The sequence below is a fragment of the Hyunsoonleella aquatilis genome (assembly GCF_014270105.1).
Lineage (GTDB): Bacteria > Bacteroidota > Bacteroidia > Flavobacteriales > Flavobacteriaceae > Jejuia > Jejuia aquatilis.
Map to the genome: position 1 here is coordinate 1 of NZ_JACNMF010000007.1, position 23,073 is coordinate 23,073.

21 protein-coding genes are annotated in these 23,073 nt (G+C 38.1%); 10 read left to right on the plus strand and 11 right to left on the minus strand.

From position 1 onward, the window contains the following. Positions 1 to 245 precede the first annotated feature (245 nt). From H7U19_RS16040 to H7U19_RS16080, 9 genes are all read left to right on the plus strand, one after another. Positions 246 to 641 (plus strand): hypothetical protein, encoded by a 396-nt coding sequence (locus tag H7U19_RS16040; protein ID WP_246454837.1) that lies wholly within the window; start codon positions 246 to 248, stop codon positions 639 to 641. A 389-nt stretch (positions 642 to 1,030) separates the two neighbouring features. Beyond that, positions 1,031 to 1,927, plus strand: a complete 897-nt coding sequence (locus H7U19_RS16045; protein ID WP_186563900.1) for a hypothetical protein — start codon at positions 1,031 to 1,033, stop codon at positions 1,925 to 1,927. 391 nt (positions 1,928 to 2,318) lie between these two features. After that, positions 2,319 to 3,197 (plus strand): alpha/beta hydrolase, encoded by an 879-nt coding sequence (locus H7U19_RS16050; protein ID WP_186563901.1) that lies wholly within the window; start codon positions 2,319 to 2,321, stop codon positions 3,195 to 3,197. 97 nt (positions 3,198 to 3,294) lie between these two features. Continuing rightward, on the plus strand, positions 3,295 to 3,579 hold the full coding sequence (locus H7U19_RS16055) for a putative quinol monooxygenase (RefSeq protein WP_186563902.1): 285 nt from the start codon (positions 3,295 to 3,297) through the stop codon (positions 3,577 to 3,579). Continuing rightward, the gene (locus tag H7U19_RS16060) at positions 3,572 to 4,399 is read left to right on the plus strand and encodes a helix-turn-helix domain-containing protein (RefSeq protein ID WP_186563903.1); all 828 of its coding nucleotides are present in this window, start codon (positions 3,572 to 3,574) and stop codon (positions 4,397 to 4,399) included. Before H7U19_RS16055 ends, H7U19_RS16060 begins: the two co-directional genes overlap by 8 nt. Positions 4,400 to 4,562: 163 nt before the next feature. After that, positions 4,563 to 4,805 (plus strand): type II toxin-antitoxin system ParD family antitoxin, encoded by a 243-nt coding sequence (locus H7U19_RS16065; RefSeq protein WP_186563904.1) that lies wholly within the window; start codon positions 4,563 to 4,565, stop codon positions 4,803 to 4,805. After that, entirely contained in the window at positions 4,802 to 5,104 is a 303-nt protein-coding gene (locus H7U19_RS16070) for a type II toxin-antitoxin system RelE/ParE family toxin (protein WP_186563905.1), read from the plus strand. The genes H7U19_RS16065 and H7U19_RS16070 overlap by 4 nt, the downstream gene beginning before the upstream one ends. A gap of 83 nt (positions 5,105 to 5,187) precedes the next feature. Then, a complete protein-coding gene (locus H7U19_RS16075; RefSeq protein ID WP_186563906.1) occupies positions 5,188 to 5,820 on the plus strand; it encodes a hypothetical protein in 633 nt (210 codons plus the stop codon). Between the two features lie 203 nt (positions 5,821 to 6,023). Next, positions 6,024 to 6,407 (plus strand): hypothetical protein, encoded by a 384-nt coding sequence (locus H7U19_RS16080; RefSeq protein WP_186563907.1) that lies wholly within the window; start codon positions 6,024 to 6,026, stop codon positions 6,405 to 6,407. Between the two features lie 25 nt (positions 6,408 to 6,432). Here the strand turns inward: H7U19_RS16080 and H7U19_RS16085 are convergent, their stop codons facing one another. The 10 genes from H7U19_RS16085 to H7U19_RS16130 form a co-directional block, all read right to left on the minus strand. Continuing rightward, the gene (locus H7U19_RS16085) at positions 6,433 to 6,816 is read right to left on the minus strand and encodes a RidA family protein (protein ID WP_186563908.1); all 384 of its coding nucleotides are present in this window, start codon (positions 6,814 to 6,816) and stop codon (positions 6,433 to 6,435) included. A 2-nt stretch (positions 6,817 to 6,818) separates the two neighbouring features. Continuing rightward, entirely contained in the window at positions 6,819 to 8,639 is a 1,821-nt protein-coding gene (locus tag H7U19_RS16090) for a sensor histidine kinase (protein ID WP_186563909.1), read from the minus strand. 13 nt (positions 8,640 to 8,652) lie between these two features. After that, entirely contained in the window at positions 8,653 to 9,237 is a 585-nt protein-coding gene (locus tag H7U19_RS16095; protein ID WP_186563910.1) for a DUF4202 domain-containing protein, read from the minus strand. 282 nt (positions 9,238 to 9,519) lie between these two features. Further along, on the minus strand, positions 9,520 to 9,897 hold the full coding sequence (nirD, locus tag H7U19_RS16100) for a nitrite reductase small subunit NirD (RefSeq protein ID WP_186563911.1): 378 nt from the start codon (positions 9,895 to 9,897) through the stop codon (positions 9,520 to 9,522). 245 nt (positions 9,898 to 10,142) lie between these two features. Continuing rightward, positions 10,143 to 12,659 (minus strand): nitrite reductase large subunit NirB, encoded by a 2,517-nt coding sequence (nirB, locus tag H7U19_RS16105; RefSeq protein ID WP_186563912.1) that lies wholly within the window; start codon positions 12,657 to 12,659, stop codon positions 10,143 to 10,145. A 157-nt stretch (positions 12,660 to 12,816) separates the two neighbouring features. Continuing rightward, positions 12,817 to 15,111, minus strand: coding sequence for an FdhF/YdeP family oxidoreductase (locus H7U19_RS16110; protein ID WP_186563913.1), 2,295 nt, complete (start codon positions 15,109 to 15,111; stop codon positions 12,817 to 12,819). Positions 15,112 to 15,142: 31 nt separating this feature from the next. Next, positions 15,143 to 15,754 (minus strand): nucleotidyltransferase family protein, encoded by a 612-nt coding sequence (locus H7U19_RS16115; RefSeq protein ID WP_186563914.1) that lies wholly within the window; start codon positions 15,752 to 15,754, stop codon positions 15,143 to 15,145. A 2-nt stretch (positions 15,755 to 15,756) separates the two neighbouring features. Further along, positions 15,757 to 16,773, minus strand: coding sequence for an XdhC family protein (locus tag H7U19_RS16120; protein ID WP_186563915.1), 1,017 nt, complete (start codon positions 16,771 to 16,773; stop codon positions 15,757 to 15,759). Positions 16,774 to 16,828: 55 nt separating this feature from the next. After that, on the minus strand, positions 16,829 to 19,048 hold the full coding sequence (locus H7U19_RS16125) for a xanthine dehydrogenase family protein molybdopterin-binding subunit (protein WP_186563916.1): 2,220 nt from the start codon (positions 19,046 to 19,048) through the stop codon (positions 16,829 to 16,831). A 22-nt stretch (positions 19,049 to 19,070) separates the two neighbouring features. Continuing rightward, positions 19,071 to 19,532 (minus strand): (2Fe-2S)-binding protein, encoded by a 462-nt coding sequence (locus tag H7U19_RS16130; protein ID WP_186563917.1) that lies wholly within the window; start codon positions 19,530 to 19,532, stop codon positions 19,071 to 19,073. A gap of 190 nt (positions 19,533 to 19,722) precedes the next feature. Here H7U19_RS16130 and H7U19_RS16135 point away from each other — a divergent pair, with 190 nt between their 5' ends. Further along, entirely contained in the window at positions 19,723 to 21,192 is a 1,470-nt protein-coding gene (locus tag H7U19_RS16135; protein ID WP_186563918.1) for an SLC13 family permease, read from the plus strand. A 217-nt stretch (positions 21,193 to 21,409) separates the two neighbouring features. Here H7U19_RS16135 and ade read toward each other — a convergent pair whose 3' ends face one another. Continuing rightward, positions 21,410 to 23,029: an adenine deaminase gene (ade, locus tag H7U19_RS16140; protein WP_186563919.1), complete on the minus strand. Its 1,620-nt coding sequence runs from the start codon at positions 23,027 to 23,029 to the stop codon at positions 21,410 to 21,412. Positions 23,030 to 23,073 lie beyond the last annotated feature (44 nt).

Genomic DNA, 23,073 nt, shown 5'->3' on the forward strand with positions numbered 1-23,073 from the left:
CTATCAACTTATACAACTCTATAAGATTACATTTATCTTTAGATTTTAAAACACCTGAAATGGTATATACAAATGCAGCGTAAAATCAATTATTAACCTGTAGCCATATTTCAGGACGTGACATTATGAAAAATACGTTTCTAAAGAAAATATTACTTCTTACAATGATGTTGATTTCCTTCAACTCATTTGCTTGTGACTGCGAATGCGAAGGAGATTGTTCTTTTAGCCAAATTTCAAGCGGAATGGAATTTGTTGCACTTGTGAAAGTGGTTGAATATTCTGATTTTCTTGATTACGAAATAGATGGTTATGACAAAAAAATGCCTTTTTCGATGACTGTCGAAATAGTAAAAAATTATAAAGGAATTGAATCGCGAAAGCGAATTAAAATTTGGGGAGATGACGGAGCACAATGCAGACCTTATATTGCGGATTTTGAAGTTGGAAAATATTATTTAATTGCACCAACTCTAATTAAAGAAAATTCGGAACTCGGAAAAAAAGACGATTATGATTTCTTCTCTTGTTGGACTGATTATCTGACTGTCGATTATGACAACGGAATTGCTTACGGAGAATACTCAAAAAGGAAAAATAAAATAACGCTGAAAGAATTTGAAAGCGGAATAAAAAAATAGATACTTGAACAAAATTGATAAAGAAGTTATTTATTGGTCTATTTGGAAATTAATCCAATACATCTATGGCATTGCGTTGATTTTAGCAATCTTTGTTGGAATACGAACTGTATTATATTTCTTAAATGGAATGAAAGATGAAGGTATAAGTCCAAAGCTTCACCGTGTATACTAACCTTATTTCTCTCTTTTGTTCTTTCTGATTATTGGTTAAATTTAATGAAAGACAAACTTAAGCAGTGTATAATTCATTGCTAGTTCTAGCCTACTTACGAAGGTCCTCGCAGACTTTATATCTGTGATTTATTTGTTAACTTTAGTGCTTAAACCACGCAACGAAATCATACACAAACACGTTGTGTGTAATTAAACCCAATCTTGAAAACAAAATGATTTTACCGAAAAATAACTTTCTAAAAGCAAGAGATTTTATATTGACAAATGCAAGAATGATTGAAAGACGTTTATTTGAATTTCATTTTGCAAACGGAGATATGAATGGTGTTTTTCACGCAGTATATGCTTACCGAAATCCTGATGGTGGATTTGGACACGGAATGGAACCAGATACAGCATCACCAGAAAGTCAACCTCTCTTTAGCATTATGGCACTTGAAACCCTTGATGAAGTTGGTTATTTGACCAAACAAATCATTCTAAATGACTTTATGCCTTATTTTGAAAGTATAACAACAGAAGAAGGTGGAATTCCGTGGATGTTTAGACCCAAAAGCACCTATCCTTGTGAAGAACATTTTAAAACAGTTAAAGAATGGGGAGCTTTAAGCACTACTGCACCACTACTTGGAATTTTGGAAAAATATAAGATTGATATTCCTTGGATGAAAAAAGCGGAACAGTTTGTTTGGAGTGAATTTGAGAGAATAAAAGATAAACATATTTTTTGCTATTTATGTGTACCAAGATGGTTAACTTTTTTAAAGTATACTAAAAATCAAGATAAAGCAAAAAAAACAATCAATGACATAAAAAACTGGATATCAAATAACGGAATAATTTGCGAAGATAAATCTGATGAAGGCTGGGGACTTTACGGAAAACCGCATAGTTTAAATTATGCAACATCTTCCGAAAGTATTCTATATTCGTTATTCACCAAAGAGATTATCGAATCTGATTTAAAAGAACTAATCAATAGACAGAAAAATGATGGTCGTTGGGATACTTGGTATGGAATTAGTGAAGGAACAAAATTAGAATGGGCTGGTATACAGACATTATGGGCGTTAAAAACTCTCAAAAATTATAATAAAATTGAAAAGTAAATAAAAAACTACACACAACACCGTATAAAATTAATTGCTGGTAAAAGCCTACTTACGAAAGTCCTTGCGGACTTTCTATTTGTGATTTATTTGCTAACTTTATCGCTAAATCAACGCAACTAATCTTATACAAGCACGATGTGGGATAATTGCCTGCGGCACGTGAAACCGTCACGCCACGGCGCGACTCCCCTTTCACTAATTATCCCACATCGTCCACTGTTTATTGCGCCCCTGCAAATTTTAGGCTAACTTTGGACGGGCCCACGAGAGCTCCACACGAAACTACACACATCATTGCGTATAGCGAATATGGCGCAACAATGGCTCTCCGCGGGGCGCGCCCCACTACGCCATACACAGTGGACGTTGTACATTATTAAATCTCGATATGAATCAAAAATACCTTTTGATAGTTTTCACCCTTTTTATAAATATCTCAATTTTTGGACAAAATGGAGAAGTTCTTGAAAATCAAATTCTTCAAAGTAAAGTTTTAAATAAAGAAGTTAAATACAATATATACTTACCGCCCAATTATGACACTATAAAAGCATATCCTACAATTTATTTCTTGCATGGATTTGGTGGTAATAATAATAGTCCTCATACCAAAGGTATCATCAAACAAATTGATTCTTTAATTATAAATGGTAGTTTTCCAGAAACAATTATTATTTGCCCAAATGCAGGAAAATCTTGGTATATCGATGACTATGCAGGTAAAGAGAAATACGCAACAATGTTTATTTCCGAGTTTATTCCGGAAATGAAAAAGCGATACGCGTTGACAAAATCTTCGCAAAAAACCGTTGTTATGGGGTCGTCAATGGGAGGATTTGGAGCATTACGATTTACCATGTTAAACCCTGAAGAGTTTGGTATTTGCGTAAGTTTCATGGGAGCAATAAGTACCAAAAAGCAAATGGTAGAAGATTTAGAAAAATATTATCAACGCTTTCATGCGCATTTGTATGGAGAAAACCTGACCCCAGAAGAAAGAACAAACAAAGTATACGTAAATAACAATGCGCTCTATATCGCCGAAAAGGCAGATGTAAAAATTCTGAAAAGTAAAAAGTGGTATATCCAAACCTGCGATGACGATTTCCATTCGCTTCCGAATGCCGCATTGCATATATTATTTCATCAAAAGAATATTGAACATGAATTTAGGGTTACAAACGGAAAACACAACAAAACATGCGTTGATAGTTCAATTCCAGATGCATTGGAGTTCATAAAAAACAATTTAATAGAAGAAAAATAGTGGGTTTAAAAAAACGAATACCCAATTTGTTAAAGTCGTTTTTTTACAATTCTGGTAGATTCTTCTTTTTCATTTTTGCCGTATAAAACATATCGAAATGAAAATAGTAGTAGTAATTCAAGTAAGTATAAAAAAAGCGGAAACTGAAAATTTTTCGAAATTAGCAAAATCTATGGCTGATGAAAGTTTTTCTGAAAAAGGATGTTTAAGTTATAAAATATCTGAAAGTTTGCTTGAGGAAAATGAATTCCTTTTCTATGAAAAATACGAAAACGCAGAAGCTCTTGAAAAACATAATTCCTCAGCACATTTTAATAACTTTATAAATTCTATAACACCGATGTTAACCCAGGAACCCATTATTGAGAAATTTGATGCTTAAAAATAAGTCTTATAAGCCAACGCCTTTTCTGTCAAAGTACATAGACAGGTTCTATACTTTTGAAAAAAAAAGTTCTGATTATTTTGAACTTCCTGCTGTTTTACCTGGAACAGGACTAGAACTGTTATTTCATCTGGATAAACCGCTTTCTATAAATAATAATAGACTTCCAAGGGCACATACTGTTTGTCCTAGGAAAATGTTCAAATTTGACAAAGATAAAAGCGTATCATTCTTGTCTGTGCGTTTTAAAAGTGGTGCTTTTAGACACTTCTGTTCAGTCCCGTTTTCTGAACTTAATGATACATATTATTCTGTTCAGAATTTATGGCAGGAAAAAGGTGAGGAATTATTAAATAAGCTTGATAAAAACCCAAATATTGAGTTTAAAATTAAGGAGGTTGAGTTGTTTTTAAGAAGTACGTTTAAAGAACATCACGACGAAGACAATGATAAATGGGATTCAATAATTGAAGAATTATATTATAATTTTAAGAGTAATACGATCCAAAAAATTTCCAAGAGTTCTTATTTAAGTCTTCGACAGTTTGAAAGAGGATTTAAAAAACAATTTGGAATAACGGCCAAAGAATTTCAAAAAATTACACGATTTCAAGAAGTAATTAAAAGTCTACTGCTCAACAAAAATCCAGCCTACTTAGATACTGTCCTGGAAAATGGATATTTTGACCAAAGTCATTTCATTAAGGAATTTAAATCTTTGACTCAACAGACACCCCTGGAATACCTTACGAGTAACAATTTCAAAAGTCATTTTTACCATAAATCAATTAATGCAAGTTCCCAACAACGCGCATAATTCATTGCTATTGCTTGCCTACTTGCACAAAATTCCTCAGGAATTTTATATTTGTATTTGCTTACATGATTGCTGAAACAGGCAACTAGGCATCGCCAAACCGATGTGCGCAACTTGGCTACGTTACCAAGATTTGGTATATTTGAGTAAAAATATAGTCAAAATGGGAAAAAACACATCAATTTCACTCGGAGATTATTTTGAGAATTTTATAAGAGAAAAAGTTAATTCTGGAAGATATGGTTCGGTTAGCGAAGTAATTCGTTCTGCATTACGTTTGTTAGAGCGCGAAGAAAAAAAGGAAAGAGAACTGATTGAAGCTCTCGAAGTTGGTGAAAATAGCGGATTTGTTGAAAATTTTGACCCAAAACAACATCTGAAAGAATTACATCGTAAACATTTATGAGTAAAAACAGATATCGCATAAGCCAACAAGCGATTGAGGATTTAGATAGAATTTGGATTTATACGCTTAATAAATGGTCTAAAGAACAAGCTGATAGATATTACCGCTTGATAATTACGGAAATTGAATTTATTGCTGATAACTTTATGACAGGAAAGTCAGCAGAACAAACTCGAAAGAATTATCTAGTGACTAACATAAAATCTCATTTGATATTTTATAGAAAAGAGGAAAATGATATCGTAGAAATAGTTAGAGTTTTGCACCAACGAATGGATATTAAAAATAGACTGAAGTAAAGAACCACACCCAACACTAGGTCTCCGTGGGGAGTGCCCCACTATACCATAAACAGAGGAGGTTGTAAAACATTTTAACGAAAATGAAGAAACAAATAATAACTATTCTTGGATTTATTTTTGTTTTAAGCTGTCAAACCCTTCCAAGAAGAGGGTATGAAAATATTAAAGCCAGAGCATTTAAAACACATATTGATAGTCTTAAGATAGTACCTGAATCAAAACTAGAATTAAAAAAATTTCAAAGACTGACGCTAGGGAAAGAAGATCTAAGTCTTTATTATTTTATGGGTTCCGACTCTAATAAGATTGAATCCCTCTACGAAACTGCACAGATTGACATTCCAAAATCAGGAACTTACTTAATAACAATTGAGTCTATTTGCTCTCCTCTAGGATTTGAAAATCTAATTTTTGTCCCCTTATTACAGGTGCGTGATAAGTTAAATAATAAAAAAATTGAAATAACGCAATTGAGTAGTGAACTTCTACCCCCATCATTTAGATCATCCTCTCTATTGAAAAAAACTTGGATCTTTAATGCCGAAAAAAAAGGAAGTTATTTATTGCTGATTTACTCGGACAATACTAAATTAAATTTTCCCCTAGGACAGCAATCATCCATGGGATATTATGGTACACTCACATACACTGTAGCAACTTTTAAATCAAACGTATCAGGAAGCTTTAGAGTTAAGGTTGAAGAATTAGAATAAATAAAAACGTTGCACAGCAAAGAACTGACTCAAAAAACAAGCTATTTCATACCATGTGAGGCACAAAAAAATTGACTTTTAAAGACTTTAGTTCCATAAAATTAAGTTTTTTTTGATGTTTTTCTAAAGCAGAAAAACATTATTTCTGATTTTAAATATTAAAAATCCGTATCTTTATAATAGCCAAACAAAACCATAGTATCATGAGAAAACTGGTCATCATACTGTTTTACTCATTCTCCCTAACTACTTTTGGTCAAGAGGCACAGTGCTCCAACTTTAAAACCGGAAGTTTTAAGTATGCGAGCCCTTTGTACGCAGATTGGAGTATCTCAAGAACTGATTCCACGCAAATCGAAACCAACAGTAAAACTGGATTAGTGATTCACAGTCGGGTCCAATGGCTTTCGGATTGCTCCTTTACACTGACATGCCTCAAAGTATCACAAAAGGATTTACAGCATGCGGTTGGTAAAATATTTCAGATAAACATTACCGCAACTTCAGAACGCACCTATACCTGTATCTCAAAACGCAATGAAGTTCAAAAGGAGGATATGGAGTTGCAGGTTTTAAAAGTGGATTAAGCCTTTTTGTTCAATAACCTCTCTTCTATTTACCTTTTAGAGCCGTTACCTGAATCTCAATTTTCATCTTTTCATCCGCAAGCACCGCGGAAAACATAGTAGCCGCAGGTTTAATATCTCCAAAGTATTTTCTTAATATAGGCCAGCACCTTTTAAATTCACTGGCATCTGGCAAAATATAGGTAACTCGAACAACATCGGATAGACTTGCATGCGCTCTAACCAATGTGTTTTCAATGTTTATCATACATTGCTCGGTTTGTACTACAATATCATCACTAATCGTCATAGTATCGTAATCATAACCTGTGGTTCCCGAAACGAATATCCAATCGCCTTGAACCAATGCTCTTGAATAACCAATTTCTTCTTCAAAAGATGAGCCTGAACTGATAAGTTCTCTTTTCATTGCTAATTATTATTTAAAGGAATATTCAAAGTCACCCGCGTACCCTTGCCCTCTTCCGAAGTCAGAAACATACGGCCGTCTATATACTTGATGCGCTCCTTCATAAAAGTCATCCCCATACCTCCATCACCTGTTTTTACGCGCTTTATTTTACTGGGGTCGAAACCTTTACCGTTATCGTCAATCACAATACTTAGCATTTTCTTGCTATGCGAAAGCGACACCAAAATATGTGTGGATTCTGCATACTTAATAGCATTATTGATAGCCTCCTGCGTGATGCGGTAAATATTGATTTCAGCCAATGAATCCATCCGTTGGTTAAAATCCGATTTATTGAATAGCACTATTTCCTTGCCTGTTAATCGCGCCAATTCTTGCGTCAATTTCGTTAGGGCAGGCACAATTCCATGGTCAGCAAGTTCAGGAGGGGTCAAGTTGAACGTTGCCGTTCGTACTCCTTTAATAATGTTTGAAGTGAGTTCTTTTAAATGCTCTACCTTGGCCGATGCTTTTTTGACATCTTTAGTATCTATACTTTCCAAATTGAACTTTAAACCGGTAAGCATCTGTCCGATACCATCGTGCACATCCTTGGCAATGCGGTTCTGCTCTTTTTCCTGATTCTCTATAATTTTGCTGGAAATGATTTTCTGTTGGCTCATTTTTTCCTCAAAGCTCCTGGTGGTCAACCTATCAATTTCCAACTGAGCTACCTTGCGTTCCGTAATTTCTGAAGCAATAATCAATAGCTCCGATTTTTCTTCATAGGGGCTAAAGGGAATTACAGCCATCTCCAGCCAAACATCAGTACCGTCTTTGGAAGTGGCCTTTACCTCACCTTGCCAGCCCGTCTTTTTATGATTGGTTATGATAGTTTCAATGGTTTCCTGTTCGCTTTCTATGGAAGACAACAAATTCCAAAACAGCACATTATCATTGAATTTTGAAAATTGAAATAATTTAGAAAACTTGCTTCCCATATGAACCAATTTGCCATTGGGCAAAATCCTTGCAAAAAGCAGGGTGCTATCCATGGCTCTTGTCAGGGCACTAAGCTCCTGGATATAGCTTTCTTTAGCTTTGCTCAATTCATCGGCATCCCGCGCCATTTTTTTTGCATGCCGTTCAGCACCGAGCAATTCTGCCAAAGTCACTCTCACAGATTTGGCTGCCGGCCAAAATATATAAATGAACTCCCCCAATAGGATCAACAGCGTCAAGGCCATAAGCCACAATTCCAATTGTCCGAGCCATTCTACTTTTTCCTCTGCTTCAGCATCATATTGGTTTACAATAGCATCCATTTGTGCTAAAAAATCACCTTCGTAGGCCTGAACTGTTTCAATATCCTTAGAATAAGTACTTAAGGGAAGTGACGGAATGTTTTCAATTTTGGAAATAATCGATTTTGAGGCCTCGGCAATAGTATCAAAAATGGGATTTAATTTTGAAAACTTAAGTACAATTTCCTTACTGTTTTTCTTGGGCAAACCTAGACTGTCGCTCCCATTTTGAAGCGAATGATGCGAGAACTCCCAAAGCGATAAGGTTTGTTTTAAGTCGTTTTTGATAAATACTTTTTCCTTCTGGCTTGAAGTTGCAGAAAGCGACACAACATCCTTTGCCAATTTCTGGCTCAACATACGCTGTCGTCCCGCAATATTGATCACGGTAGAATCGCTTTCTTGACCTTGCAAATGATTACGAATCAAAATCTGGCTAAGAATTACCGAAAGTGCAATGGTGCTAAACCCAATAATGTATAAACGGCGTAGTTTATCAAAAGTCCTTTGGTCTAATGAATTACCGTTTGATACCATCGTACTGAAGTTTTTAAGCTATAGCCTGCTTTACAAGCGCTAAACCTTTTTCTGAAAAGGGCAACTTAAGTGCTGCTTCATGTCCTTTATTTGACATCTTTTTCCATGTTTTTTGAAGAATATCTATAATCTTTTCATCAGGGTGTTTTTCAGCAAATTCCTCAAAATAATAATCCAAAAACACTAAACATATTGTGTCCTCCAAGGTTTGGGATTCTTCGTTTTTCTTGATCAATTTTTTTGAAATAATGGCTTTCACCCTATCCGCAAACTGATCGTCGTAACCCACTTGTTTTAAAATATCGCCGGTTAAATCAGCATGCATTCTTTTCAGCGTTTCGCGCCATTTTAGGTATCCCACACGATCCATTGGGTATTCATCCCTTGGTATTTTCCATCGGCAGATGTGTTGTGCACGAGCCGCGATTTGAAGTGCTTTTGAGGCATTGGGCTCAAACTGCAACAACTTTCGCGTCATACGTTGCGAATACAGCAATTCCTTCGGGTATTCCATCCCCGCAACCTGATAGGTATTGATATCTTCGGAGTTGGCTTTATCAATTAGTGCAATTGCGGTTTCAAATCTGGTTGGCTTCATATGGTATTCAGAGATTACGTTCTACAAAAGCCAAGATACAGAATTACTCTTTTTAATCTGAAAATGTATACGAGAATTTTACTTATCTAGCAAAAGTTTGTCCCTCATTGTATTGAAGGCTGCAATCACCAAAGCTTTTGCGGCAACTTATAGAACATTTACAATTGTCTAAGTAAATTTTAATAACCTTTTAAGTTCCAGTTCTTAAATTACCGCATGCTTTGGCTTTACCATTAACTATAGCCATCCTATGCATCTATCCACGAACTAATCCAATAGCTTTCATTCCTGAAACCCTACATAAACAAAACCTTCTTCTATCTTTACGGGGTAGGTAGCGATAGCATCCAAATCCCCATTGAGATTTTCCCCGTTTTCCAGCGAAAACGTCTTTTTGTGCAATGGACAAGCCACCTTTGGTATGCCTTTATCATCCCCAATCATTCCTCTGCTTAACACCATTTCCATTTTATGAGGACAAAGGTTTTGGCAAGCATACCACTTATTGAGCCGTTCAAAATTAAACACAGCAATTTGCTTGTTTTTATACTTAATGCAGGCACCGCCATCCCTGGGAAAATCCTCAACTTTTGCCGCTTTAAACCAAACCTTCACATCTTCCAGTTTAGTACCACTGTATTTATCCAGAATTTCAATCATTTTTGATGTATTATAAAAAACCGAAACAAGTTCAGTTCAATTTATTAGTTTTCAATAATTTGGGCGTTACCCACTCCCGATAGCTATCGGGAGGGTCGGGCTTTCCGCTATATCTTTTTCTCGTGCCTCAAAAAAGGATGCCGCTTCAATCCCTAACGCGGGTCTATCCGCTAACTTATATCCAAAACCAACATCACAATATCTGTGCTTTAGATCGTTGGCTTTAAATCGTAACTCAATACTCGCTACACCCAAGGCTCGGGCATTTTTTGGTCCCGCATTGGCACAAAAACAATGTTATCATCTTCTTCCTCACTATTCACAAAATGATTGAAGCGCTTCATCATTTCGGGGTCGTTCACCGCTTGTGTCCATTCGCATTCAAACCTATTCACCAAAGTTTGCATCTCTTTTTCCAAATCTTCAGCAATACCTAATTTATCGTCAATAATCACTTCTTTTAGATACTCCAATCCACCTTCCAGTTTTTCTTGCCATGCTGCAGTACGCTGTAAAGGCTTAGCTGTCCTCATGTAAAACATTAGATACCTATCCAAATATTTGATTACTGTTTCATTGTCAATTTGCTCGGCAAACAGCTCGGCATGGCGGGGGTTTGCACCACCGTTGCCACCAACATATAAATTCCATCCACCTTCCACAGCAATTAGACCGAAATCTTTACCGCGGGCTTCTGCGCATTCACGAATACATCCAGATACACCACCTTTAATTTTATGAGGCGCACGAATACCACGGTAACGATTTTCCAATTCTATACCGAAGCTTACGCTTTCATCCATACCGTAACGGCACCATGTGGAGCCAACACAGGTTTTTACTGTTCTTAAAGATTTGCCATAGGCATGACCACTTTCAAAACCATGGCTTATCAACTCTTTCCAAATTAGTGGAAGCTGGTTTAGCGTGGCACCAAATAAATCAATACGGACACCACCGGTAATCTTCGTATAGAGATCGTATTTCTTTGCAATTTCACCAAGAGCAATTAATTTATCTGGAGTAATTTCACCACCCGGTACACGCGGCACTATGGAATAGGTTCCGTTACGTTGAATATTCGCTAAAAACCTATCGTTAGAATCTTGAATGGCATATTCTTTATTAGCGGTATCTGCATGAATCGTTGCCATTAATGATGCAACTACGGGCTTACATATTTCACAGCCGTGTCCTCCTTTACCGTGATTGTCCAACACTTCATTAAATTTGGTATAGCCTTTTACTTGAATGATTTTATACAAATCTTGTCTGTTAAAATCAAAGTGTTCACAAATGGAATCCTTAACTTCAATTCCTAAAGACTTTAGTGTAGCATTGGTCAAATCTGCCACCATTGGCTTACAACCACCACAGCCAGTACCTGCTTTTGTACAACTTACAACATCTCCCAAATCCGTGGCCTCCCCACTTTCAATCACACCACAAATTTGCCCTTTGGTCACGCTTTCACAAGAACATATTTGTGCTTCGTCCGGTAAGTCCATAACATCCCCAAGTATTGCACCACCTTCGCTGGCCGGCAATATCAACTGAGAGGGATCTTCTGGAATGGCCATCCCGTTTAAATAGATTTGATGCAACATACTATAGTCATTGGCATCTCCCACCAAGATGCCTCCCAATAGTTTTTTGCCGTCGAGGCTTACATTAATTCTTTTATACAGATGTTGCGTTTTATTTTCAAAAATGATGGAATGTCCTTTTGAAGCAGGCATAAAGGGCTCCCCAAAACTAGCTACGTCCACACCGATCAATTTCAATTTTGTGGACATATCGATATCCTTCGGCATTATTGCATCGCTTTTGCCTAAAATCTGCTCTACGGCAATAGCCGCCATGTCATAACCTGGGGCCACCAAGCCATATATCATTTGGTTGTATAAGGCAATTTCTCCAATAGCGTAAATATTGTCATCCGAAGTTTTCATGGTATTGTCAACCACTACTCCACCGCGGACGCCGACCTCCAAACCGCAGGCTCTCGCTAATTCGTCCCTTGGTCTAATTCCCGCAGAAACTACGAGCATATCTACATCCAGCATATCATCCTCGCCAAACTCCATACCAGTAATTGAACCATTTCCTAAAATTTGATTGGTCGCCTTGCTCAAATGGATATTAAGCCCTATGGACTCTAGTTTCAGTTTTAAAACCTGGCTACTTCTAGAATCCAGCTGTCTTGGCATCAATTTAGGTGCGAACTCCACAATATGTGGTTCCAAGCCCATATCCATCACGGCTTTACCGGCTTCCAAACCTAACAATCCCCCACCCAAAACTGCCGCTCTGGCATTAGGTTTTTCCGCCTTAAGTTTAGCCGCATATTGCAGCATGCCTTCTAAATCTTCTATGGTTCTGTAAACAAATACGCCTTCCTTTTCTACTCCCTTGATTGGTGGCACAAAAGGAGAAGACCCCGTTGCCAACACCAGATAATCATAGGAAAACTCACGATCCTTTGCCGTTGTAATTGTTTTTGAAGTTCGGTTGATATCCGCAACGCGCTCATCTACGACCAAGTCAATATCATGCTCTGCATACCATTCGGCAGGTGCCATTTCCAGAGCCTTGGCATCTTGGTTTTCGAAAAATTCACTCAAATGCACTCGGTCATAAGCTGGTCTGGGTTCCTCTCCAAACACAGTGATTTTATAATCTCCACTTTCGGCTTTCTCTACAAATTTCTCGCAAAACTTATAGCCAACCATACCATTTCCAACAACAATAATGCGCTTCATAATTACGTATTTGCATACAAAACTAAGTATTTATACGTATTTTTAAACATCAAAACGCCTAAAATTTACGTAGAAAACACATTATTGTCAATTTCTCAAATTGGGCTATACATAATTATTTAAAAAGAAAATTATAGGATTAGATTTTGCTGAAACCCTAAACTTTTACAACTGTAATCCTCACGCTTTTTGATGCGGGCGTCTTTGCAGTATGCGCGAAACTATCCAATGGCACCAATACGTTAGTTTCAGGGAAATACGTGGCACAACAATTTTTTGGAATGCTATAGCCAACTACTTTAAAATTATTGGCTTCTCGAATAACGCCATTATATTCGGATTTAAGGTTGACCACATCGTATTCTTTCAAACTACGTAGTTTCATATCCTCACGGTTCATGAAAATGATACGTCGTTCATTAAAAACACCGCGATAGCGATCGTCCATTCCGTAAATGGTGGTATTAAACTGATCATGACTACGGATGGTCATCATGATTAATTCGGCCTCCTTCAATTTCCAACTCGGGAGTTTGTTAATTGTGAAATTTGCCTTTCCCGTTTTTGTTTTAAACTTACGATTCCGCGCGCCGTTTGGTAGATAAAATCCGCCTGGTTCTTGCAAGCGTTCATTGTAGTCCTTAAAGCCGTCCACCACCTCTTCAATATCGTTTCGTACCAAATCATAGTCTTCTTGATAACGCAACCAATCCACTTTTGATCGCTTTTTCAACGTGGCATGGGCAATACCACAAACAACCGCTACCTCACTCATTAAAGCATCGGAACAGGGTTCTAAAACACCTTTTGTGGAAGACACCACTCCCATAGAATTCTCAACACTTTGGGTTTGCACTCCTGTTTTCTGAAAGTCTTTTTCAGCTCTACCCAAACATGGTAAAATCAAAGCTTCCTTTCCCGTGACCAAATGAGACCGGTTCAATTTTGTACTGACGTGGACGGTTAAATTACAGTTGGCCAAAGCTTGTGCAGAATAGGCGGTATCAGGAACTGCCGAAATGAAATTGCCACCCAGTCCAAAAAACAATTTGGCTTTCTTTTCGTACATCGCTTTTATGGCATCGATAACGCTGTAACCGTGTTTAGTGGAAGGTTTAAAGCCATATTTGGCTTCAATTTTATCCAAGAAAGCTTGTGGTGCGGACTCCCAAATACCAACCGTCCTATCACCTTGTACATTGGAATGGCCGCGCACGGGACATGTACCTGCACCTTCTTTTCCGATGCTCCCCTTTAAAAGCAATAGGTTTACCAATTCTCGGATGTTATCCACGGCATTCTCGTGCTGGGTCAGACCCATGGCCCAACAAATGATAATCTTTTTCCTATTTAGAACCAGATCAAAAACTTCGTCAAAAGTTTCTTTTGAAACACCCGATGCTTCCAAACAATCTTCAAAATTATAGGTTTTTAAATCTGCAATAAAACCCTCATATCCGTTAGTATATTCTTTAATAAATGCTTTATCAAAAACACCTCCCTTTTCTTCTTCCCTCTCCAGTAATTTCAATAATAAAGCTTTAAAAAAGGCAACATCCCCATTGATGGTTATCGGCACAAACACATCCGATAATTTTGTACCACCAGTAAGCATTTTTACAGGGTTTTGAGGATCCGTAAACTTCATTAACCCAGCCTCGGGCAAAGGATTTATAGCCACAATCTTACCGCCGTTTTTCTTTGTTTTTTCCAGTGCAGAAAGCATCCTGGGGTGATTCGTTCCTGGGTTTTGGCCCACCACTATCACTATTTCTGCTTTATACAAATCCTCTAAAGTTACCGAGCCTTTGCCAATACCTAAAGTTTCGGATAAAGCACTTCCACTGGCTTCATGGCACATGTTGGAGCAATCTGGTAAATTTGAGGTGCCGAATTCCCTAACAAATAGTTGGTATAAAAAAGCCGCTTCGTTGGTGGTTCTGCCCGAAGTGTAGAACACCGCTTCATCAGGGTTCGATAAGCTATTTAAATGATTCCCAACTTTTTTAAATGCATCATTCCACGAAATAGGCTGATAGTGCGTTGCGCCCTTTGGCAAATACATGGGTTCTGCCAAGCGTCCGGATTTGCCGATTTCAAAATCAGACCATTCGGATAATTCGTCCACCGAGTTATCCGCAAAAAAATCCCTGCCAATTACTGTTTTTTGCATTTCCTCCGCCATGGCTTTCAACCCGTTTTCACAATATTCGCCGAGACTCGACCGGTCATCATCTGGATCGGGCCAAGCACACCCAGGGCAGTCAAATCCTCCTTTTTGGTTGATGTTCTGCGTGATTTTCAGAATATTACCGGGCTTGATGTACTTTACCGCATGGGACGTGGCAGCCTTTAAACCCCCTAACCCCGCAGTATTGGAAGGCGGGGTTTTCACTTTTAAATTTTGAAACTTTTCAGGTGTTAGGGCTTTATCGATGGGTGATTTGCTCATGCTCTAAATATAGCAAATAAAGAAAAGAAGATTAATTATCGCTTAAATTATAAAGGATTTTATAGTCAGCTTGGGTGTCGATATCAATGTTCTTAAAATTCGGAGTAATTACCTTTACTAAATCTTTGTGTGTTTTGATAATACCTTTTGCGCCATCATCACCAGATAGTTGCGACAATTCCCTAAAATATGTTTTGTCAAATAATGTGGGAACCCCAATTTTTTCTTTAGAATATGAAGTTGCAATGATTTCTTTTTTATTGGGATTGAATGTTTTTAGCATTTCATTTAAGTAATCCGAAGTCACAAAAGGCTGGTCCACCAAAACGATTAAAAGGCCATCAACCTTTTCTTTTGAATCTAAAACGAAATGAGCAGCACTGGCAATTGACTTCCCAAGACCTTGTTGCCATTCATTATTTACAATAACGGTAACTGCTTCAGTATTGATTTCAAAAGTTATATCCTCTGAATTTGCACCCAAAACCACAATGACTTCCATAGCCAAGGTATTTTTTGATGTATGAATTGCATGTTGAATCAATGATTTTTCGCCCCATTTTAAAAGCTGTTTCGGGCATCCCATTCTTGTTGAAGCACCTGCCGCCAAAACGGCAATGGCAATATGTGAAGATTGAGACAAGATTAATGCTTAGAGTGAATGCTTCCCGTTGTTTTACTCAACGATATTGGGTTTCGTTTTCGTGTTACAGCCAAAATCTCAGAAACTATCGAAATTGCAATTTCTTGAGGTGTTTCAGAACCGATATTCAATCCCGCTGGCCCATGAATAGTTTCTAAAAATGCATCAGAAACTTCGGGACAATACTCGATAAATTGGGATAATAAATCCTCGCGCCGTTTTGTTGGACCCAAAAGCCCAATGTAATTGGGAGCTGTTTCTTTTAATGCTACCAAATAGCGTAAGTCGTATGCAAAATTATGTGTCATCAAAACCACCGCAGTTTGGTTATCAATATTATTGACATCCAAATTCTCAGGTGTGGTGGTGATTAAAGCATTTGCTCCAGGGAAATTCTCGATCGTCTTTGCTTCTGAAACACCGGCAATAATGGTAACCTCCCACCCCGTTATAGACGCATATTGGCATAATTGAACGGCATCGTGTTCCGCACCGATAATCATCAATTTAAAACAAGGCGGCATCTCCATGCAAAATACCAATCCCTCCGAATGTGTTTCACTTTTAAATGAAAGGGGAAAATAATCCTTTTCGACTTTCACATCTGAACCTATACCTTCAAAAACACCTGCTTCCTTTTTATAACGGGATATGACTTCAAATGTTTTTCTATCATTTAAACATCTGAAAAAAGCCTGCTCAAATCTAGTATCCGTTTGAATTTCCTCCAATAAAATATACAGAACACCTTCACATCCCAAACGGTATCTACCGTCGTAGGTCATTATTTTGGATTGCCCAGTTTTAAAAACCGATTGTGCTTGCAACAACACTTCCTTTTCAACGCAACCGCCACTTACCGCCCCAATCATAGTGTCGTCTTCCAAAATTAGCATACGAACACCGGGCCTGCGATAAGAGGAACCGTCTAAATCTACAACCGAAGCCAAAACAGACTTTAATCCGTTTTTCTTTGCTTTAATGGCCTCCTCAATAATTTGTTTAAATTCGTGTGTCATACTATAACGAAAAAGGCCATTGTTCCCAAGGCTTTTTATTGTTGCACCAATGGGTTTACCCTAAAATTTTCTCCTCACCATTCATATTATTCATATAAGGTAGCTTCGTCAAACGCTTGCCAGTGGCCTTATAAATGGCATTTGCAACGGCCGCACCTACCGGTGGTAATGTTGGTTCGCCTAGACCTGTTGGTGCAATATCACTTTCAATAAAATGCACTTCAACTTTAGGGGTTTGCGCCATTCGTATCAATTGGTACCCATTAAAATTATTAGCCAATGGCTTACCATCTTTAAAACCAAAATCAGCATACATAGCATGACCTATGCCATCCAAAACACCTCCTCGTGCCTGATTCATGGCTCCTAAGGGGTTTACAACAATACCACAGTCTATAGCACAGGTTACCTTTTTAACAAATGGCACACCATTTTTCAGCACAACATCTGCCACTTCAGCTACGTGGGTATTATGACAATAATACACAGATAAACCTTGGTAAACATCTTCAGGAGTATTTCCCCAGTTGGATTTTTTAACTACTGTTTTCAAAACACCTTGCAACCTATCTGGACTATACTCTATGTTTGGGTCCGGGTTCTTTTTAACATTCTCCAATAAATCCATGTGCAATTTTACGCGGTCTATCCCTAACTCCTCAGCAAGTTCATCAAAAAAACTTTGTTCTGCAGTTGCCAAAAAGTTGGTGTAGGGTGCTCTCCAAGCTCCTACAGTAATATTACTCCTTAATCGTGCACTATCTACTTGATAATTTTCAATAGCACCTGCTGGAAAAAAGTTTGGAATCAAACCGTACATATTGCCGTTTATACAGGCCTCTTTTAAATGATATCCCGTGAGTTTCCCATCTTTAATGGATGCTGCAATTTTATATTTGGTAGCAGGTCTATACACACCTGTTGTCATATCATCCTCTCTTGTAGATATCATTTTAACAGGTTTCTTGATCGCATCCGAAATTTCGGCCGCCTCCATAACATAGTCGTTATATAAACGCCTGCCAAAACCGCCACCCATTCTTGTTAAATCGACATGAATATCATCCACAGATCGTCCCAACAAAGCCGCCACTCCTTCTTCCGCTGCTTCTGGCGTTTGTGTTGGCCCTACTAAATGTACCTTGTCAGATGTTACGTTGGCGAAAAAATTCATTGGCTCCATCGTGTTATGTGGTAAAAACGTGGATGTATACACCCGTTCTATAACCTTATCCGCATCGGCAAATGCTTTTTTTACATCGCCATCCTTACGTCGCGTTCTAAATTTTTTACCGTTTACTAAATTCAATAATTTTTCATCATGACCATCCGAACTTTCTAGACTTGTATCCGTTTTCCAGGTAGCCGTTATTGCTTTTTTACCCTTAATAACATCCCAGGTTGTTTTTCCAATCACTACTACTTTATCCGTAGTACTTAATTTGACGCTCCAGTTTGGTCTGCCTTTGCTCAACATAGCTCTGGCTTTTTCTCCAATGGTAATTACATCTATAACACCGGGCAACGCCTTGGCTTTTGAGGCATCATAAGACTCTAATAATTGTCCGAATGCAGGCGGTCGTAATACTGAAGCATATACCATTCCTTCCTCCTTATAATCTAATCCAAATAAAGGTTTTCCTGTGATGATTTTATCAATATCTACATTACTTTTCCCTTTACCTATAATGGTAAATTCTTTAGGGTCTTTTAAAGTAACATCTTTCGGAACATCTAAAACAGCTGCAGCGTCTACCACATCGCCATACCCTAAAGTATCACCATTAGCATTAGAAATTACACCTTTTTTTGCCGAACATGTATTTGCTTCTACACCCCAAGCTGCCGCCGCCGCATTTACTAGCATTTGCTTCGCGGTGGCTCCTGTTTCTCGTAGCGGTTGCCAACTTCTTCTAATAGACTGACTCCCTCCCGCAGTTTGATTGCTGTAATTCTCTGTATCCAGTGGTGCTTGCACAACATACACATCTTCCCAAGCCACATCCAATTCTTCTGCTATTATCATGGGCATTGACGTCTTTACGCCCTGGCCAATTTCTGGATTTACGGAATAAATAGTTACCTTCCCTTCTGTAGATATTTTAATATATGCATTGAAATCTTTATAATTAAGCTGACTTAAATCTACCGGGAGTTGAACATCTGCTTTACACGCATTGAATAAGTTAAACCCAATAATCATACCGCCACCTGCCAAGGCAGAGGTTTTTAGGAAATCTCTTCTACTGAATGAATTTTTATTTGAAGGAATCATTGTTGTATGTTTAATAGGTTGATTAACTTAACTTTTTAGAGGCCACTTTTACAGCCTCCTCAATACTGTTATAGGCCGCACATCTACAGATATTACCGTGCATGGCATTTCTAATTTGTTCTTCGGAAGGGCTAGGATTGTCCTTCAAAAAAGCAGAAGCAGTCATGATTTGCCCTGCCTGACAGTACCCACATTGAGGCACGTCAACCTCTTTCCAAGCCTGTTGTACTGGATGATCGCCATGCTCTGAAAGCCCCTCTATCGTTGTAACATTCATACCCTCTGCCTGGGCTACCTGCAACAAACAACTTCTCATGGCATTGCCATCTACATGAACGGTACACGCGCCGCATTGCCCAATACCGCATCCAAATTTGGTGCCGACAAGGTTAATTTTATCTCTTAACACCCACAATAAAGGAGTGTCTGCATCTGCCTCCACAGAATACGTTTTGTTATTAATTTTTAAGTTGAATGCTGGCATAATCTCTGTTTTTGCTATTAAGGTATTAAAAATTGCTATGAATAAAGTTCCAATCTATCACTTTAACATAGGTTTATGTTGAAGGATCTTATCCTTTTATTTTCTAATTTTACCCATGACATCTTATGCTTTTGTCTTCATCCTATAAAAAATAAACTATTTTTAAGCACATAATTTTCAAACTGGCTTCATGAAAACATCAAAACAAATTGGCTTAATATTGGGCCCTTTGTTATTTATTTTGATTCGGTTGTTTTTTGCTCCCGAAGGCCTATCGGACGAGGCCAATGGCGTTTTGGCTTCCACGGCTTGGATTGCCGTTTGGTGGATTACCGAAGCCATTCCCATTGCAGCTACGGCTTTATTGCCCATTGTACTTTTCCCGCTTTCTGGAAGTCTGGATATTGGGACGACCACCGCCTCTTTTGGGCATAAATTTGTGTTCTTATATTTGGGCGGTTTTATTATTGCCATTGCCATTGAAAAGTGGAATTTGCACAAACGCATCGCCCTGAATATTATTAATGTAATTGGCTCCAACGTTCAAAAGATTATTTTAGGATTTATGGTGGCCACAGCATTTCTTTCGATGTGGATTTCGAATACAGCCACATCCGTGATGATGCTTCCCATTGGCATTGCCATTATCAAACAGCTAAAGGACAATCCTAAAACCGACGAAGACGAAAATTTGATTTTTGGAAAAGCCTTGATGCTTGCCATTGCCTATAGTGCGTCCATTGGAGGAATTGCTACCTTAATTGGCACACCGCCCAATTTGGTTTTGGCCGGCGTTGTTTCCGAAACTTACGGTTATGAAATTACATTTTCGCAATGGTTTATTTTTGGGTTTCCTATTTCGGTGATTCTTTTAGCAATCTGCTGGAAATATTTAACATCGTTTGCCTTCACTTTTGATCAAAAAGAATTTCCCGGAGGCAAACAGGAAATAAAACGACTACTGCAGACATTGGGAAAAATGGCTTATGAGGAAAAAATAGTCGCCATAGTTTTTGCAACCACGGCCTTTTGTTGGATAACGCGTTCCTTTTTGCTCAAAAAGATATTGCCCCATATTGATGACACTATCATTGCTATTGTTTTTGCACTGGTACTATTTTTAATTCCGTCGAAAACGAAAAAAAAGAACATTATGTCCTGGAAAGATACCCGCGATTTACCTTGGGGCATTATCCTTTTATTTGGTGGCGGCATGGCCTTGGCCAAAGGTTTTGAAACCAGTGGCCTCGCCCTTTGGATAGGAAATCAAATGACCACTTTGGTTGGTGTAAGCACTATTGTTTTGATTTTACTGTTGATTGCTTCGGTTAACTTTTTAACGGAAATCACATCTAACTTAGCTACCACCGCCATGCTTTTACCTGTTTTGGCCCCAATGGCTCTAACAATTGATATGCATCCGTTTGTATTAATGGTCGGTACTGCCGTGGCCGCCTCCTGTGCATTTATGCTTCCCGTTGCAACACCGCCAAATGCCGTTGTATTTGGTTCGGGCTATTTAAGAATTCCAGATATGGTTAGCAAGGGCATTGTGATGAATGTGATTTCGATTATCATTTTAACGCTTTTTGTGGTTTTTGTGCTTCCAGAATTATGGGGTATTGTGATTGAACAATTTCCTGAAGCGTTGAAAAAGTAAGTATAAACGTTTGGAGTTTAACATTCCTGTCATTCCGCACTTGATGCGGAATCCATGCAAATCCAAAAATGGATTCGTGCCCACGCAGAAATGACAGAACATTTAGACTAAGCAACTGGAGCACTTCGAAGAATTGGGAATAAATTTCAACCTTCCATACTAAAAAACCTTAGCCTTTGCTAGATTTTCAGGGAAATACAAGAGGAGTTCGTAAGCATCAACATTCAACAGAGGTAAATTCAAACCCATTTCCATTGAAAAGGCCTTTATCGCTTAATTTTAATGCTGGTATCACCAACAGTGCCATGAAGGACAACGTCATATATGGCGCGTTCAATTGGCTTCCTAATGCCTTTGCAAATGCATCCAATTCGGCATAAGCCTTCCCAATGGTTTCGGCATCCATATCGCTCATAATTCCTGCCACGGGAAGTGAAATCACTTTTTCTTCTGAATCTGAAATGGCACAAATACCCCCATTGCGCTCAATGATGAGATTTACCGCTTTACAAATCGCTTCATCTGAAACCCCAACAGCAATAATATTATGTGAATCGTGCCCCACAGAGGAGGCAATCGCTCCATTTTTTAAACCAAAGTTTTTGATAAATGCTATTGCCGGCTTTTGGTCAACATAACGATTGACAACGCTTATTTTTAGTATATCCTTTTCAACATTTGAAATCAAATTACCGTTTACAATAGAAGCATTTTCAATGATTTCGTTAGTGACCAATTGCCCTTCCAACGCTTCGATGACACGGATTTTTTTGGCGGAAGATTCCAATCTAAAATCTGAATTCTTTTTCTTTTTACAGTAAAAATTGTTTAGGTTCTCAAAAGAAGCTTTAGGAATTAATGATTTGTCCTTATCAAAAACCAAAGTTCCATTTATGTACGTTTGAAGTGTTTTGAATTCTTTTAAATCCTCAACAATTATAAAATCTGCCGCATCCCCAACTTGCAACAATCCAACATCCAATTTATAATGTTTAACTGGATTGATGCACGCCACTTGCAGTACCTTAAATACTTCCATCCCTTTTGAAACAGCCCTTGCACACAATTGATTGATATGACCCACCAGCAAATCGTCAGGATGCTTATCATCGCTACAAAACATCATGTTTTCAAAATGCTCTGGTAGCAAATCGATTAAGGCTTCAAAATTTTTGGCAGCACTCCCCTCCCGAATCAAAATCTTCATCCCCTTTTGAAGTTTTTCAAGCGCTTCATCATAAGTAAAGCATTCATGGTCAGTAGAAATCCCTGTATTGATATATTTTGTGATATCCTCGCCTTTCACACCCGGGGCATGGCCATCAATTGGCTTCCCAAATTGTTTGGCCCAGGCGATTTTTTTCATTACCTCATCGTCATCAAATAAGACTCCAGGATAATTCATCATCTCCGCCAAATATTTAATGTCAGGGTTTTGCAAAAGTTCTTTAATCCCATCGGAATCAATACTGGCTCCCGCCGATTCAAAATTGGTAGCCGGCACGCAAGATGGCGCACCAAAATTAAATTTGAACGGTACTTGTTTTCCATTGTCAATCATAAACCCCACGCCTTCAACTCCTAAAACATTGGCAATTTCGTGCGGGTCGGAAACGGTGGCCACTGTGCCGTGTTTTACAGCAATTCTTGCAAATTCGGATGGTACCAACATGGAGCTTTCAATGTGGATGTGGGCATCGATAAAACCGGGCAGGATATAATGCCTGGTATCGTGTTCCTTTTCAATAATAGATGTGATCTTTCCGTTCTCAACAGTGATTTCACCTTTGAAAATGCGTTTGTTTTGAATGTCAACTATTTGCCCCTGTAATATCATTATACTGTTTAATCAAAGTGGATTCCGCATCAAGTGCGGAATGA

Coding starts and splice junctions, on each gene's coding strand:
- H7U19_RS16085 (WP_186563908.1), bottom strand. CDS start 6,816: ATGAAAAGAGAACTTATCAGTTCAGGCTCATCTTTTGAAGAAGAAATT.
- H7U19_RS16040 (WP_246454837.1), top strand. CDS start 246: ATGGAATTTGTTGCACTTGTGAAAGTGGTTGAATATTCTGATTTTCTT.
- H7U19_RS16090 (WP_186563909.1), bottom strand. CDS start 8,639: ATGGTATCAAACGGTAATTCATTAGACCAAAGGACTTTTGATAAACTA.
- H7U19_RS16080 (WP_186563907.1), top strand. CDS start 6,024: ATGAGAAAACTGGTCATCATACTGTTTTACTCATTCTCCCTAACTACT.
- H7U19_RS16130 (WP_186563917.1), bottom strand. CDS start 19,532: ATGCCAGCATTCAACTTAAAAATTAATAACAAAACGTATTCTGTGGAG.
- H7U19_RS16065 (WP_186563904.1), top strand. CDS start 4,563: ATGGGAAAAAACACATCAATTTCACTCGGAGATTATTTTGAGAATTTT.
- H7U19_RS16120 (WP_186563915.1), bottom strand. CDS start 16,773: ATGACACACGAATTTAAACAAATTATTGAGGAGGCCATTAAAGCAAAG.
- H7U19_RS16125 (WP_186563916.1), bottom strand. CDS start 19,048: ATGATTCCTTCAAATAAAAATTCATTCAGTAGAAGAGATTTCCTAAAA.
- H7U19_RS16075 (WP_186563906.1), top strand. CDS start 5,188: ATGAAGAAACAAATAATAACTATTCTTGGATTTATTTTTGTTTTAAGC.
- H7U19_RS16055 (WP_186563902.1), top strand. CDS start 3,295: ATGAAAATAGTAGTAGTAATTCAAGTAAGTATAAAAAAAGCGGAAACT.
- H7U19_RS16060 (WP_186563903.1), top strand. CDS start 3,572: ATGCTTAAAAATAAGTCTTATAAGCCAACGCCTTTTCTGTCAAAGTAC.
- nirD (WP_186563911.1), bottom strand. CDS start 9,897: ATGATTGAAATTCTGGATAAATACAGTGGTACTAAACTGGAAGATGTG.
- H7U19_RS16110 (WP_186563913.1), bottom strand. CDS start 15,111: ATGAGCAAATCACCCATCGATAAAGCCCTAACACCTGAAAAGTTTCAA.
- ade (WP_186563919.1), bottom strand. CDS start 23,029: ATGATATTACAGGGGCAAATAGTTGACATTCAAAACAAACGCATTTTC.
- H7U19_RS16045 (WP_186563900.1), top strand. CDS start 1,031: ATGATTTTACCGAAAAATAACTTTCTAAAAGCAAGAGATTTTATATTG.
- H7U19_RS16070 (WP_186563905.1), top strand. CDS start 4,802: ATGAGTAAAAACAGATATCGCATAAGCCAACAAGCGATTGAGGATTTA.
- H7U19_RS16095 (WP_186563910.1), bottom strand. CDS start 9,237: ATGAAGCCAACCAGATTTGAAACCGCAATTGCACTAATTGATAAAGCC.
- H7U19_RS16135 (WP_186563918.1), top strand. CDS start 19,723: ATGAAAACATCAAAACAAATTGGCTTAATATTGGGCCCTTTGTTATTT.
- H7U19_RS16050 (WP_186563901.1), top strand. CDS start 2,319: ATGAATCAAAAATACCTTTTGATAGTTTTCACCCTTTTTATAAATATC.
- nirB (WP_186563912.1), bottom strand. CDS start 12,659: ATGAAGCGCATTATTGTTGTTGGAAATGGTATGGTTGGCTATAAGTTT.